The organism is Caldanaerovirga acetigignens (genome assembly GCF_900142995.1).
Lineage (GTDB): Bacteria > Bacillota > Thermosediminibacteria > Thermosediminibacterales > Thermosediminibacteraceae > Fervidicola > Fervidicola acetigignens.
On the sequence record NZ_FRCR01000003.1, the window covers coordinates 109683 to 124878 of the forward strand.

The following is a 15196-nucleotide window of genomic DNA, read 5'->3' on the forward strand; positions in this document are numbered from 1 at the left end:
AAAAGGGGCTGTTTTTTTCTTTTTAAACAGCCCCTATAAATCTTTTTTATTAAACTTTTATCCAACCTTTAATATCAACGTAGCACCGGTATCTCCTGCAGCACATCCAGTAACTAATACGTAACCCCCGCCTTTTATTACCGCTTCTTCTATCGCTTCAATCAATAGCCTCGCAACGGTAGGAGCTTGAGGGTGGCCATAAACTAAAGAACTGCCATAATTGTTAAAGGATTCAGGAGGAATCTCGAGACCTTTTGCCAGTACCAAATCATTCGCTATAAAGGGATCGTGGCATTTTATGGCTACCATATCCTTTGCCTTTAACCCCACCCTTTCTAATGCCATCCTAGATGCATAAACCGGCGCTTCCGGCATGAAAGCCTTTCTTGCCCTGGCAAAGCCGTAAGAAATCACCTGAATCGGGATATTCGGATCTTCACTCAACTCTTTAGCCTTTTCCTTGGTTGTAACGATTATACCAGCATTCCCATCTGCGGGGTGAGTCTGGGAACCAAAAGTGTGTATGCCCCCTTCAATCTGCGGTTTTAATTTTTTCAATCCTTCCAACGTTGTATCGAGAAATACTCCCTCGTCTTCCTCCACAATTTTAGTCTCTTTTCGCGATACGGTAACCTCTACGGGAAACATATACCTTTTTTGAAACTCTCTGTCATTGGCAAGGGCTTCCTTATACTGGTTGTACCGAACTACTACCAGTTCATCTGCCTGTTCTCGAGTAAAACCGTGCTCCCTTGCTACGTTTTCTGCGGTCATTATCATGCCCAGGCCCGTTGCGGGATCGGCTTTCATGTTGTCCATATTCCAGTTCTCGGAGATAACCTCTCCTCCCGGCCCAAGAGGATTGGGCCAGATAGTATGGGGTCCGTTCGATGTCCTATCAACCATGAGGCAATAAGCAGTTTCCACATTTCCAACCTCAACCGCCATGCTAGCAGTAAACACGGAAGTAGTAGCGGTAGAACACGCCTGCATTATAGTCATTCCAGGAATATCGGGCGCTCCCATCAATACGGCCGCCCACTGAGCGCCATGGAATACCCTGTGCTGCCCCACAGTAATTCCTAAATAAACGTAGTCGATTACCTCATTTGGATTAATCCCTTTACTTTCAAACCATCTCTTGCTGGTCTTGCCTCCCAATTCTATTGCGTTGTCGTGCTGCATGCTCCCCTGCCATTTGCAGAATGGCGAACTGTAATAACCCTTATAAGGGATAAAAGCTTTGGTAAATTGCACCTTTATCCCCCCTATCAAGCGCCTATAAATTTCGGCGGGCGTCCGGGTGACTGTAAACCTGCTAGGGCATCCTGCGTGGAGAAGATATCGTACAACTTCGAAAGTTCTATCTCGATAGCTTCTTTTATCGAAACCTTCGATTGGGCCTCTATCAATTCGTGGGTCATCCTCAAAGCTATCGGGGCTTTTTTGGAAACTATATCGGCTATCTCCCTGGCGAGTTCTGGCGATACCCCTTTTATCGGCTCTCCTTTGAGCATTCTTTCTACATTTTCTTTGCTGAAAGCAATCTTAATCTCGTTATATTTTTCGGGTATGGGCCTCGGGCGGTATTTGTCAAATTTACCTGCTTCTACCACTTCATTTACGGCTTTCTCTATTTCATCAGGCTCCACCAACTTCGTAACTATTCCAAGTTCCAAGGCTTCTTTGGCGCTTATCGTTTTGCCGGTAAATATAAAATACTTCGCCAGTTCTGGCCCAAGATGCCTTTCGAGCCTTATCAAACCACCAAGCCCTGGGAAAATACCTATTCCAGTCTCAGGGAATCCAAAAGAGCCTTGCGGCGTCGCAATGATTGCCTGGCATGCTAAAGCTACCTCACTCCCGCCTCCCAACGAGAGCCCGTCTAGCAACGCAATCGTCATTTTAGGCGAATTTTCTAACCTGAGTAGAAGTTCGTGCCCTTTTTTCGTAAAATCGTAAGTCTTATCTAGTCTATTGTTTTTTATGTTGTCAACGAAAAATTTTATATCGGCACCTGCAATGAAGGCCTTTCCGCTGCCGCGAAATACTACAGCTTTTACATTTTCGTTCCGCTCAGCTTCATCGAATTTCTTTTCCAACTGATCCATAACGGTGGGATTGAGTGCATTCATTGCCTCTGGGCGGTTAATCGTTATCCATGCTATACCATCCTTTACTTCAAGCTCCACGAACTTGAATTCAAAGGGCACGCCCTTTTCATACTGCTTCTTTAACAGTTCCGGAATTTCAAAATAAGGATGACGCTCCTTCACCTTTTTGACCAGTTCGTAAGCTTTGTCTATGCCTACTCGGTTCATGAGTTCAAAAGGCCCATACCTCCACCTGAGACCCACCTTTGCACCCCTGTCCGTATCTTCTATGCTTGCAACTCCTTCTTCTACAAGCTGTGCAGCAACTCCCATCACCGTCCCGTACAGGCGCTCCGTTATTATATCAAACTTTGACTCATCCACTTCTCCGCTGAGGTCCCAGTCCTGCTTCAAGTCCTCTACCTGTCTGCGCAATGTCTCGGGCGGAGCATAAAACGGTCCTTTCTCCCTGCTGAGCGTCCTTGCGGCATGGAGTCCAATGGGAACTCCGCTGACGTTCATTAGCTCAAATACACCCAGTGTTATCCCAAAAGCCTTCTTTGAAGCCGCATCAATAGTTGGTATGTTGGCCACTCCTTCTTCCAGCATCCGGATGGCTTCCACGTACCATGGAATGAAAAATCTATTTACGCAGAACCCCGGTGAGTCTTTGACTACAATTGTCGTCTTACCGTGGAGCTTAGCAATAAACAGCGCTTTTTCCACCGTTTCCTTGCTAGTCCCCTCGTGAGGCACTATTTCAAGGAGGCGGTTTTTGGCCGGGTGATAGAAGTAATGCATACCCAGGACTCTGTCTGGACGGTTTGTGCATTTTGCAAGGTTCTTGACGTAAAAGCTAGAAGTATTCGTCGCAAGTATTGTTTCTGGCTTACATATTTCGTCCAGCTTTTTGAAAACCTCGCACTTTAACTTTTCGTCTTCAAATACCGCCTCTATGACCAAGTCTGCATCCGCCACTTCCTTAATATCTGTAGTTCCCCGAATCCTCGACATTATCTCCTTGACCTGATCTTCATTGAATATCCCGCGTTCTATAGCTTCCTGCAATAATTCTCTTATTCTGCTAAAGCCTCTCTCGACAAATTCATCTTTTACATCCACCATCGTAACCATTAATCCTTCTTGAGCCATCTTCTGGGCTATGCCGCTGCCCATCGTTCCCGCTCCTATTATGCCTATCTTATATGTTTTTGGCACTATAACTCCTCCTTTCAGCATTCGTTAAGTTTTTTATTTTTGAAAATATAATTTAGCAATTCTCATGCCAATTTTACAATATTTTAAAATCCTTATTATACGGAGAAATTGCGATAACTACTGTATAAAAAAAGGTACATAAAACCCGCCTTATGGCAAAATTTGCGGATTTTATGTACTATCTTTAGTTCATTTTTATAGGCTAATTTTCGGCCTGCACATGCCATTCCTCATGTCAACTTCTATTATTCTCTCCACTTCTTCACCCCGAAAACCTACAAGAAAGCTTGTCATATTGCACGCAGAGCACGCATGGTTGGGAATTATCCTTAACTTTTCTCCGACTTTGACGGCAGTTTCTCCTTCCACTTCCAATTTGCCCACTTCTTCCGAAAGGCTCACCAAAGTAAGCTCCGGATGGCCGACAACGGTGCCGTATCCCTTTAAAAGAGATGTCCCATGGGCTCCCCGATCTAAGCCAAGACATTTGCTTCCCACATCTACAATCAGGTTGCCGGGCCTCGGATTTGAAATTACGGTGCCCATTACAAAAAAGGCACATCTTTCAAAAGGCACGACTCCAAGTGCTACCTGAATGGAATCGTAAAACACATAATTACCCGGCCTTAAGACGTTTATTTTTTCGTCCTCTAGAACATATCTAAACGTAGGCGTGCTTCCGCTGGCAATGATCTCCAAACAAAATCCTTCTTTTTCAAGAAGCTCCGCAGCAGTTTTTAAGGCATTTACTTCTTCTGACGCTATCTTCCTTACTTCTTCCGGATTACTTACTCCGTACACGTGCCCCGGGTGGGTGGCTATGCCTATAAGCTTCAAACTTTTAAAAGCTAAAAGCTTTTTAGCAAGTTTTGCCGAATCCTCTGGGATAACTCCAAACCGTTTCAGGCCGCTATCCACGATTAGCAAGTATTCAAGAGTAATCCCATTTTCTTCAAGTAAAGCGTGGATTTGTTCCGCCGCGTTTATGCAGTCTAAGCTGAGTATTATGCGAGCTTTTTTCGCCAGGCTTACAACTTTTTTTATATTTTCTTTTCCCGCCACCGGATATGCCACCATGATGTTTGTAAACCCTTTCTCAACCAGTTTTTCCGCCTCCAAGAGGGTCCCTACTAGGAAACCTTCGGCACCGGCCGCCTTCTGCATTGCAGCGATTTCAGCGCTCTTGTGGGTCTTTACCATGGGCCAGAGGCGTTTTTTGTTATTCTTAGCAAAATCTGCGATTTCTTTGATGTTTTGTTCCATAATATCTAGGTTGACCAGAAACGCCGGTGTAGGCAGATCGTAAATCTTCATACCGGAATCCTGTTCATCTAAACTGTGCAAACCGCACAAGTTTAGACGGCTGGGCTATTTATATTCCGCCTTTTTAGAGAGTGCCCATTCCCAGCAGGCGGTACTTAAGCACTCCCATAGCATGCCCAAAAAGCAGGGAACTTTAACCTTTTGCTGTGTCCATAATTTAATTTTATTTTCTATTCTACAAGGACTCATATAATCGAAAAAAATATTATAATTAGAAAAGCGGCCGACATAGTAAAATTTATAACATTAAGGGAATTTAATGCTAAAGGTTTTGTAACATTCACACTAATACTAATATAATAAACCAAAACTAAAAGCAATACTTGAACAATAATCCTTAAATAATTGGTGATCTTTATTTTGTTACCGATTTTCTTCCCTGTCATTATCAATTGCAGCACATCTCTAAGATCGTTGTTTATCAACACTTTCGAGGTTTTTTGCGCCAAAACTGAACTTTTTTCTTTAAAAGAAATACTTATATCAGCAAGTTTTAATGCAATTACATCGTTAACTCCATCTCCTATCATGGCAACACGATGTCCTTTCCTTTTTAACGCCTCAACCACAATTCCCTTTTGAGAAGGGGAAAGCCTTGTAAATAATTCAACATCATCACTTTGTAAAGAGACTTCGGATATGCTCATTTTTTCTATATCTTTACCCGTAATTAAATACTTGCCTGTATTTTTAAAGCCAACTTCTTCAGCAATGCGCTGCGCTGTCGCAGTAATATCCCCAGTTAGCATAAGGCATCTCAAACCAGCCTCTTTTAGCTTCCTAAGAACGAACCCAGCTTCTTTTCTTGGTAGGTTTTCAAGAATAATTAGACTTAACAAAATATATCCCTCTTTGGACTCACTATCATAATCCACGTTATCAAAATAATCTAAAGTTTTTAAAGCCATTGCTATAACACTGCTGCCCTTTTGCAAGGCATTATTACATACTTCCCGTATCATCAATAAGAAGTTGCCGTCTATTTTCTTTACCTCTCCAAAAAGAGTCACATATCTGTTGCACTTAGTAAAAATAACCTCTGGATCCCCTTTGGCGTAAAATAAAATATTCTTATTTATCTTATCTACATATCCAGCCACCATATACCTATTCTCGGAACTAAACGGAAGCTCATAAACTCTTTCATACCCTTTTCTTATTTCCTCCACTGAGAAACCATGCTCCTTAGCAAAATGAATTAACGCTTTATCAATAGGATTTAATTTAAAGAGCTCTTCTGTAAATACAAGGTCATTACATAAAACAAATCCATTAAAAACACAAGTTAAAATTTCATTTTTTCGAGTGTATGATTTTATATCTATCTTTTGACTACCGATTATGATCCCTGATACATCCATATCTCGGGAAGTTATGACTCCGGTTTTGTCAAAGCAAACGACATCTATGTCTATTAATGAATCAAAAACCGAAAAATCTCTTATGAAAATGCCTTTTTTAAATAAAAATCGGTTTGATATGTTTAGAATAATATAATTAAATATAACTTGATGTTCGAAAACTATCAACCACAAGTTTGTAGCAAGATATAAGTATAATATAAATTCTAGATTTGCTCTATATAACAGCATCCATAATAAAGCAGGAATTATTAGTATTTGCAAATATATATCCTGTTTAAGCTGTAAAGGAAAGTTGTACCTTAACAGCCCGCTTGTTTTTATGACAGTCTTGCTGGCCTGTATCAGGATTTTACCGTATTCGGTATCTTCCCCTGCAGCCAAAACTATTCCTTTACCGCTTCCCCTCAATACCTTTGTTCCTCTAAAAACCATATTAGACCTTTCCAATGTTGTAACTGTTTCTTTTTCTGTGGCTTTTTTACGGACCGGTTTTATTTCTCCCGTCAAATCAAATTCATCCATCTCTAAATTATTTGCTTCCAAAAGTACAATATCGGCGGGAATGATGTCACCGGTTTGAAAGATAACCAATTCTCCCTTATTTAACTCTTCTTCGTTCTTTAAAGTTATCTCTTCACCCATCATCACTTTTACAATATTTTCAAATCCCTCTCCTCTTGAGTTTTTGCGCTTTTTCATAAAAATTAAATTTTTCTTTTTGCTCCTTTCTTTATATTGTTTTATCTTCCCACATATTCTTTAAATAAACCCCTCTAAAAATTTCTCCTTCATAAATACGTCTAATATATTCCTTAATGTTGGGCAACAAGATAATGTTTTTGAGATCGGATAACGGTATAAAAGACGGCGTTTTCTATTAAAATAATACCTGCTCTCACCTTTATCATTATTAAACCCTCCTCCACAAAGTTCAGTTTAAGTTGGCCATGCAGCAATTTTTAGTTTTTAGATTTAGTGTCTTCATAAAATCTTATTTAGAAAACAGGGCTTTAAGAAATTTTTTTATATCTTCTACATCAGAGGGCGAGACGGAGTCTGGAAAGTATCTGGCCCTTTGGTAAAGCAGAGTAATTCTCTCCACAAAGCCCCCGGCATCTTCAAACGCCTTCTTCAGCCGGGGCATGTATTCAAGGGGCGTCTCTGAGGAATTTCTACAATATCCCTTTTTTGCTGCTTCTTTAAGGATCTGCGCATAAATTCTCCTAATTTTGCCGGCAGGTGAATCCCAATAGGCAGCAGTCCTTTTATAAGAGTTTAATACCTTACCCGTTTTTGTAATCAGCCGCAAAAGACTATTTTTAAAAGAACTGAGTTTAAATACCGTTTCTTTCTCATCTTCCATAAAGTCCTTTTTTTTAGAAGAGGTGTACTTTTTAAGCACCGTCAAGATAAATGTTGCAAAAACCAGTATAACGAGTATAAAACTGGCTATTTTTAAAATAATTTCTAGAACTTCAGGCATAATGTATTCTTTATATTCATACGAAGCGCTTTGAGCACCCGTTTCTCCCGATCCAGCCTGAAAACGTCTGATGTGTGAGTATCTTAGGATGGCGGATAGAATAAAACTCAGCGCGTTAACAAGCGGAGCAAAAAGAGGAGTTAGTATCTTCACCACAACATCTACAAGAGCAAAATAAGTGTCCTTTAAGAGGCTGAAGAAAGATGAAACATAAGCCGGATCGACGAACAGGGCAAAAAGCAGTGCAATAATAACCGCCATTAAAGAAACAATAACAGTTACAAATACCCACTTTTTTTGGGATACATGGAAAGAAATGGTTTCCAGGTTATAGGTGGAGAGCGCTAAAAGTGAAATTAAAATATAGCCTGTAAGCAACAAGAGCAGTTCACCGGTTTTCCCCCTGCCTTTATAAAAAAAGAGCCCCAAAAGGATTAAAAATGTATACTGTTTGAGCCTCACCATCAGCTCGTAATGGCTCAGTACCCAACTGCCCTGCCACACTCCTAGGATAAAGCAAAAAAAAGCGATAGCCAGTTCGTAATAACCGGAGCCGATTTTCAAGACTGTTATTAAAACTAAAACTGAGATGAAAAGCAATTTTCTAAGGCTTTCAAATCTGTAATAAGCGGTATTAAAAATAAGCCCGGCTAAAAGCCACAATAAAACATTATAAGCCGGCAAAAGTACGCCTTCAGGAGCGTATTGTCCGATTACCGAAAGCACGATGAGGGCGAATAAATAGTTGACACCGGAAAAAAGTATGATTTTTAACGCTCTAAACCAATTTGATAAGGGAAATTTCACGCCATGCTTCCTCCCCGAGAGCGTGATACGTGAGGACACCTTCAGGCCCTTTTAGTTTAGCATTCTTTTTTCCCGCAAGAATTAAAACCACATCCATCCCCATTTTCTGCAGCAATTTAACGACCTTTTCGGTGTTTTTACCCCAGATGCCGGTTATGTATATAACTTTGCTGCCTTTTTTTAACATCCCCAGAGTTCTTGGCAATATTTCTTTAATTTCAAATATGCTGTAATTTGAAAGGCGAGCAAGGCATTCCAGGATATTCCTCAGGTGCATCGAACCCGAACCGTAAGGTATCAATGTTATTAAATCGGTATCCTTCTCAGGGGAAGCCATCCTTCCGTTGCTGGCAAGCATCACTTCAAAGCCCTGATCCAAGGCTTTCTTTGCAACCGACGCCGCCAGTATTACAAGGAATTCCGACAGCTCAGGATCGATTCCTTCCCAGGCAATTTCGAATGTGTTTACATCAAGCAGGATGGAAATCCGTTTTGTAAAGCTGGAGTCGTAAACCTTTACCCTGAGCCTGTCAAGTTTGGCCGTGGATTTCCAGTCCACACATTTTAGCAAATCTCCCGGAACATAGTCTCTTGTGCCGGTAAAGCAAAAAGGATCCGTTAAAAGCGTTTTGCGGCCGATGACACCCGAAAGGGTTATGTCCGGTTTGCCTTCTGCTACAATAATATCGACTATCCGAGGATACACTATCAGACTGGCAGTGGAACCCATGGGCTTTTCTTTTTCAAAGAAGCCGAATACGTCTCCTGTACTCAAAATCCCAGGTCCAAAGGCGAAAATCCCGCGGCTTTTACAATAAACCGGGTATTTTCTTCTTATTTTCTGGTACCATAATAGTGAATATAAACCGCTTAAGATTTTCTTATCAGCCCTGTGGTGAGGGACGAGATTCCCCTTTAAAAATTCAACCGCCGCCGGCACCTCGGTATCTACTCTTATCCAGGCAAGCGGAAGGATTTTGGCATTTGTTATCTCCTGTATATAATTTACAGTATCGCCGAAAAACACCCGATCTTTTTCAAAGCGGTGACTGAATTCTAACCCTTTAACACTCAATATACTCCACAAATACGATATCCCAAGAACCGCGGCCACGGCTGCCACAAACACCAATACATGCATAGTTTTTTCCATCCCCGGTATTTATTCAACAGGGACCGCCGTTTTCTCGAGGATTTCGGCTATTACATCCTCGGGCTTGTAATCTCTAAGCAGGTTCTCATGGCTGAGGAGTAACCTGTGACTCAGCACCGGCACGGCCAGATGTTTAATATCATCGGGTATCACGTAATCTCTGCCTTTTATTGCCGCAAAGGCCTTAGCGCATTTATAAAGCAGCAGTGAAGCCCTGGGGCTGGCTCCCAGTTTTACCGCAGGATGGTTTCTCGTCTCCCTAATAACGGTTAGCATATAGTACTCTACGCTTTCATCTACGTTGACGCCTTTTGCCTGCTCCCGCATCGCGAGTATATCTTCGGCATTTAAAACGGGTTTTATTTCTTCTAAAGGATTTCCCGCTCCAAAACGATGAAGTATGGACCTTTCTTCCTCCAACTCCGGATAACCCAGTCTTAACCTCATCAAAAACCTGTCCAATTGGGCTTCGGGCAGGGGAAAGGTGCCTTCCATTTCCACGGGATTTTGAGTCGCAAGCACCAGAAAAGGCTCTTTTAGCCGCCTGGTGACCCCGTCTACGGTGAACTGCCTTTCCTCCATAGCTTCGAGAAGGCTGGACTGGGTCCTGGGAGTTGCCCTGTTTATTTCGTCGGCAAGGAGAACATTTGTCATTATTGGCCCGGGGTTGAACACAAACTCTCCGGTCTTCTGACTGTAGATACTTATCCCTAACACATCCGCCGGCAAAAGGTCAGGAGTAAACTGAATCCTTCCGAATTCCAGGTTTAATGACCTGGCCAGAGCTTTGGCCATCAGAGTTTTGCCCACTCCCGGCACATCCTCCAGCAGCACATGACCGCCGGCTATAAGCGCCGTTAGCACCAATTCGATAACCTGAGTTTTGCCTACAATTACTTTTCCAATGTTATCCACGACAGTAAATATCCTGCGGGAAAACTCAATCCCATCCATTTTACGCAACCCTTTCCAGGTGGTCTTTCAATTCTTTTATCTTACCTTCGATTTCATTCAGCCTTTCTAAAAAGGCTTCCAGTTCTTTCAGCCTGCCCTTTATGCGGTCTTCTCCGGACTTTTTAAGCTCCACAGCCTCTCTTACCGATTCCATTATAACACCGGCGGTTTCTGCAATTTTACCTTCAAGATAATTATAATACTCCTTGAAGGTTTTTTCCATTCTTTGGGCGATGTCGTACCTCACCCGGCCGCACTGCCTATCAAATTGCTGCTGAAGCCAGTTTTTCAAACTGTTGAGGGCCATTTTTCGGGCAATAAAACCGGGGAGAAACGGAGCGATTGATAACGGCGTAGGCAAAAGATAATTCTTTTCCGGTTCCATATTGTAGTAAAAATATCCCGCTTCTTTAAAATTCTCTATTCTCGTAAAGCTCTCAAACTTTATATGAAACATGTTGGCCGTCAATTGCTTGAGTTCCATAATAATCTTTTCCACCTTTTCTCCAAGCCTTCCCGTTATTCTTGCAGACGCCTCGGCCAGGCGTTTAAGTTCCTCTTCCTTCCATGAATCTATGGCCTCAAGGGTCTTCCCGGTTATATATTCTCTGGTCTTTTCTATTAACTCTTTTAACGGCAAAGCTGCGTTGCTTTTGAAATACTCCTCCAGGGCGGCTTCCAGCTTCCTGTATTCGGAATTCTTGAATTTTTCATACTCAGCGTTGAATTGGGCAAGCAGCTCCCTGCTTTCCCCTTCAAAAATAAGCACTACATCCTTTTTCTCATCCTCTATTTCCTCTATTTTCTTTCTTAGAACCTCTATATTTTTTTCCAGGTCCTCTAGAGGAGTCTTTATTGCACTTGCTTCTAGTTCAATATCAAACCTCAACATTGATGTAAATCTCAGCGCATTGTTGCAGCTTGAAAGCAAGAGGGCCTTGCCTTTTTCCTTAGTTATGAATTCATCTAGCATTGACAAAAACTCCGGCAATCCGCTGAGCCTTAACCTATCCTCATCGTGCGTCTCCTTTGCTTCCAGCGCCATTTTGGCGGAAAGGGGAAAAATTTTGATTTCTTCGTAGCCCAACTTCTCTTTTAAAATACCACGAGCAAAATCAAGGGCCTCTTTCACATCATTTTCTTCAGTGTAATCTATCTTGTTCAGCACAAAAAAAATCCTAACGGCATGCTCCTTCACGTCTTTTAGAAATTCGTATTCATTTTGGGAAACAGGAGAATCTATGGTAAAAAGGAATATGGCTGCATCGAGTTTTGGTAGAAAATGATACGTCGTATCGGTGTTGTGCTGGTAGACAGATCCGACACCCGGTGTATCTATCAAAATTACGCCTTTTTTGAGAAACTCCGATGGATATTCTACCACTATCTCCTTTACTTTCTTTTCATTGCCCGGGTTACCCTTTTCGGTTGCGTACTTGTCCAATTCTTTAACATTTATTTCTTCCTCAGAACCGTCCAAAAAATTAACCGTCACTTTCAGCGTGGGGCCGTATTTTATTACAGTAACTACAGAAGTAAGCGGCACAACTGCGGTTGGTACTACTTTTTCTCCCAGCACTGCATTAATAAATGTGGATTTCCCTCGTTTAAATTGGCCCACAACTGCCAAGTTAAACCTATTTTTCAAAAGTTTATCTAATTCATAATCTATATCTGCGGTTATCGTTTCGTCTTTTTTATAATCGGTTATCTTTTTTGCCTCTTTTAAGCATTGGATCAACTGTTCTTTCGTTTTTTCGAAATCTAGCACTTCTTTCTCACCTCTCTTTGAAACGTAAAAAGCTCCTACAATATCTCATGATATTGTAGGAGCTATTAGCCTGAAGGCAGTTACGGTGAGCTCCATCACCTATTAACTTGCTATTATATATTATATATCTTTTTCCGATTCAGGGCAACAATATCGAAACACCTCATTTATGATCTTTATCCGAGTATTTTATTACCTCCACGTCTTCAACCGTTATCAATCCCTCTTTTACAATTTCTTTTATATGTGAGATGAATCTTTCTATTCTTTCTTCCTTATCTACAATATCCACTATGATCGGAAGGTCGCTGGATAAAACCAATACCCGTGCTGAATGAATGCGACTTTTTGCCCCAAAACCCTCTATACCCCTAACGACAGTGGCACCAGCCATACCCATTTCTCTAGCTTTTAGAACAATCGCATGATATAGCGGCTTTCCCGCATATTTGTCATTCTCGCCTATATATATCCTCACTCGTTTTGCCGGTCCTATTACATCCATTTCACACCAATCCCTTCACACCGGCTATCAAATTAATTAAATTTATTCCCAAAAAGGTCGCTACTAGCCCTCCCAGCACATTGCTCACTACATTAATCAATGCACCTTTCAAACTGCCTTCATACAACATAATCAGGGTCTCTAGAGAAAATGTTGAAAAGGTCGTAAATGCGCCCAAAAAACCTATCATTATAAAAAACTTAATAATGTTCTCAGAGACAATAAAATTCATTGAAAGAGAATACAACAATCCAAGTAAAAACGAGCCGGTCAAATTTATGAATAAAGTTCCGAAAGGAATGTCCGTGGTAATTTTATCGTTAAGCCACGCTGATAGAATATACCGGGCTAAGGCACCAAGAGCTCCTCCTATTGATATATATAAGTAGATGAGCTTTTTTTCCAATTAAGTCGACTCCTTTCCAACTTCTACTTCGTCTTTTTTTGCAGATATCACAAAGACTCCTGTGGAGCGAAATCCCCAGCAGGAGTCTTCTTCCTCTTACTTCATGAAAAGCGGTGCGAACACCAGAGATACAATGGTCATGAGTTTTATCAATATATTCAGAGAAGGTCCAGCGGTATCTTTGAACGGATCTCCCACCGTATCTCCTACTACGGCTGCTGCATGAGTCGGCGTGCCCTTTCCGCCGTAATTTCCTTCTTCTATATACTTTTTAGCGTTGTCCCAGGCACCGCCGGAGTTAGCCATCTGAATCGCAATCATAACGCCGGTAACCAGGGCACCCGCAAGGAGCCCCCCTAACGCCTCTTTGCCGAAAATGAAACCTACCGCTAAAGGTGCGGCAACAGCCATGAGACCCGGAATTATCATTTCCCTGAGGGCCGCCTGCGTGCTTATGTCCACACACCTTGCGTATTCAGGCTTGGCCTTTTCTTCCATTATGCCCGGGATTTCCCTGAACTGCCGGCGTACCTCTTCTATCATCTGATAAGCAGCCTTACCTACCGCCTCCATGGTCATGGCAGAAAACAGATACGGCAACATGCCTCCTATGAAAAGCCCAACTATAACATCTGCCCGAAGGAGGTTTATCCCCTCAGTTAATCCTGCTGCCGTGGTGTACGCTGAAAATAGAGCCAGCGCCGTCAGCGCCGCCGAACCGATGGCAAACCCTTTCCCCATAGCCGCCGTCGTGTTACCTACTGCATCCAATTTGTCGGTTATCTTTCTGACCGATGGGTCGAGCTCGGCCATTTCCGCAATACCGCCAGCGTTATCGGCTATGGGACCGTAAGCATCAACAGCTACAGTCATTCCCGTGGTAGACAGCATACCTATGGCCGCCAGTGCTATGCCGTAAAGCCCAGCAAATTTATAAGATATTATAACCGCCAGCGCAATAAATAACACAGGAAGGCCGGTGCTTTTCATTCCTACAGCCAATCCAGTTATAATGTTGGTAGCAGGGCCAGTTTGAGAAGCTTTGGCTATCTCTTTAACTGGGTTATAACTCGAAGAAGTATAGTACTCGGTGAGCATTCCAATGATAATACCAACTATAATACCAGAAGCCACAGCATAAAAGGCATTAATTTCGTTTAAGAAATAAACGCTCAGCAATAAAGTTGCCACAATCACAAGTATGCCGCTGGCAAAGGTACCGTTCCTTAAAGCCTTTTGCGGGTCGGCTCCTTCTCCTGTTCTTACGAACATCGTCCCTATTATAGAGCTAAGTACGCCGGCCGCCGCCACCAGCATTGGGAAAATTATGCCCTTTATACCGTAAGGCTGTCCTGTAACGGTGCTAACGGCCACGGCGCCGATTGCCATACCGGATACTATCGAGCCTACGTACGACTCGAAAAGGTCGGCTCCCATACCTGCTACATCTCCTACGTTGTCACCTACGTTGTCCGCTATTACCGCGGGATTTCTCGGGTCATCTTCAGGGATGCCTGCCTCAACCTTTCCTACCAGGTCTGCCCCGACATCTGCAGCTTTGGTGTAAATTCCTCCTCCGACCCTGGCAAATAGGGCAATAGAACTCGCCCCTAAGGCAAAGCCGTTTATCACGTCGAAGCTCTTTACATTCGACGGGTCTCCGAAAACAAAGTAAAGTATCCCAAGTCCCAATATTCCCAATCCAACGACCGACATTCCCATAACCGCGCCGCCCGAAAATGCTATAGAAAGGGCCTTATTCATTCCCTCCCGCGCGGCATCTGCCGTCCTCACATTAGCCCTAGTTGCCACGTTCATTCCTATAAACCCCGCAAGAACCGATGCCACTGAACCGGTTATGTAGCTTATGGCAGTCTGCCAGTTTATAAAAAAGCCAATTATAAGGAACATAACTAATACAAAAATCACTAAAGTCCGGTATTCTCTGAATAGAAAAGCCATGGCGCCTTCATGAATCGCGTCAGATATTTCCCTCATTTTTGCGGTACCTGCTGGACTTTTGATGATTCTAATAGCAAGCAGGTAGGCGAATAACAGCGCAAGCAATCCCGCAAGGGGCGCAAGTACTATTAAATTTTCCATCAGTCTCCCCCCACAA

Annotated in this window: 11 protein-coding genes and 1 riboswitch; all 11 genes read right to left on the minus strand. The window is 42.5% G+C overall.

The annotated features are described in order from the left end of the window. Window positions 1-57: 57 nt before the first annotated feature. Window positions 58-1257 (minus strand): thiolase family protein, encoded by a 1200-nt coding sequence (locus BUB66_RS03280; protein WP_073254596.1) that lies wholly within the window; start codon window positions 1255-1257, stop codon window positions 58-60. Between the two features lie 14 nt (window positions 1258-1271). After that, window positions 1272-3311: a 3-hydroxyacyl-CoA dehydrogenase/enoyl-CoA hydratase family protein gene (locus tag BUB66_RS03285; RefSeq protein ID WP_073254599.1), complete on the minus strand. Its 2040-nt coding sequence runs from the start codon at window positions 3309-3311 to the stop codon at window positions 1272-1274. Between the two features lie 195 nt (window positions 3312-3506). Further along, window positions 3507-4625 (minus strand): alanine racemase, encoded by a 1119-nt coding sequence (locus BUB66_RS03290; protein WP_073254602.1) that lies wholly within the window; start codon window positions 4623-4625, stop codon window positions 3507-3509. Between the two features lie 194 nt (window positions 4626-4819). Next, complete coding sequence (locus BUB66_RS03295) at window positions 4820-6697, minus strand: HAD-IC family P-type ATPase (RefSeq protein ID WP_073254607.1); 1878 nt, start codon at window positions 6695-6697, stop codon at window positions 4820-4822. A gap of 292 nt (window positions 6698-6989) precedes the next feature. Then, window positions 6990-8288: a DUF4129 domain-containing protein gene (locus BUB66_RS03300; RefSeq protein ID WP_073254610.1), complete on the minus strand. Its 1299-nt coding sequence runs from the start codon at window positions 8286-8288 to the stop codon at window positions 6990-6992. After that, on the minus strand, window positions 8260-9441 hold the full coding sequence (locus BUB66_RS03305) for a DUF58 domain-containing protein (RefSeq protein WP_084098677.1): 1182 nt from the start codon (window positions 9439-9441) through the stop codon (window positions 8260-8262). The genes BUB66_RS03300 and BUB66_RS03305 overlap by 29 nt, the downstream gene beginning before the upstream one ends. 9 nt (window positions 9442-9450) lie before the next feature. Then, a complete protein-coding gene (locus BUB66_RS03310) occupies window positions 9451-10386 on the minus strand; it encodes an AAA family ATPase (protein ID WP_073254907.1) in 936 nt (311 codons plus the stop codon). 10 nt (window positions 10387-10396) lie between these two features. Further along, window positions 10397-12166 (minus strand): dynamin family protein, encoded by a 1770-nt coding sequence (locus BUB66_RS03315; RefSeq protein WP_073254616.1) that lies wholly within the window; start codon window positions 12164-12166, stop codon window positions 10397-10399. A gap of 49 nt (window positions 12167-12215) precedes the next feature. Then, window positions 12216-12275, minus strand: a riboswitch (Fluoride riboswitch). Between the two features lie 54 nt (window positions 12276-12329). Beyond that, a complete protein-coding gene (locus BUB66_RS03320) occupies window positions 12330-12671 on the minus strand; it encodes a DUF190 domain-containing protein (protein ID WP_073254619.1) in 342 nt (113 codons plus the stop codon). Between the two features lies 1 nt (window position 12672). Next, the gene (crcB, locus tag BUB66_RS03325; protein ID WP_073254622.1) at window positions 12673-13077 is read right to left on the minus strand and encodes a fluoride efflux transporter CrcB; all 405 of its coding nucleotides are present in this window, start codon (window positions 13075-13077) and stop codon (window positions 12673-12675) included. A gap of 96 nt (window positions 13078-13173) precedes the next feature. Further along, window positions 13174-15180 carry a sodium-translocating pyrophosphatase gene (locus BUB66_RS03330; protein WP_073254625.1) on the minus strand — a complete coding sequence of 669 codons (2007 nt, stop codon included), beginning with the start codon at window positions 15178-15180 and terminating at the stop codon, window positions 13174-13176. Window positions 15181-15196 lie beyond the last annotated feature (16 nt).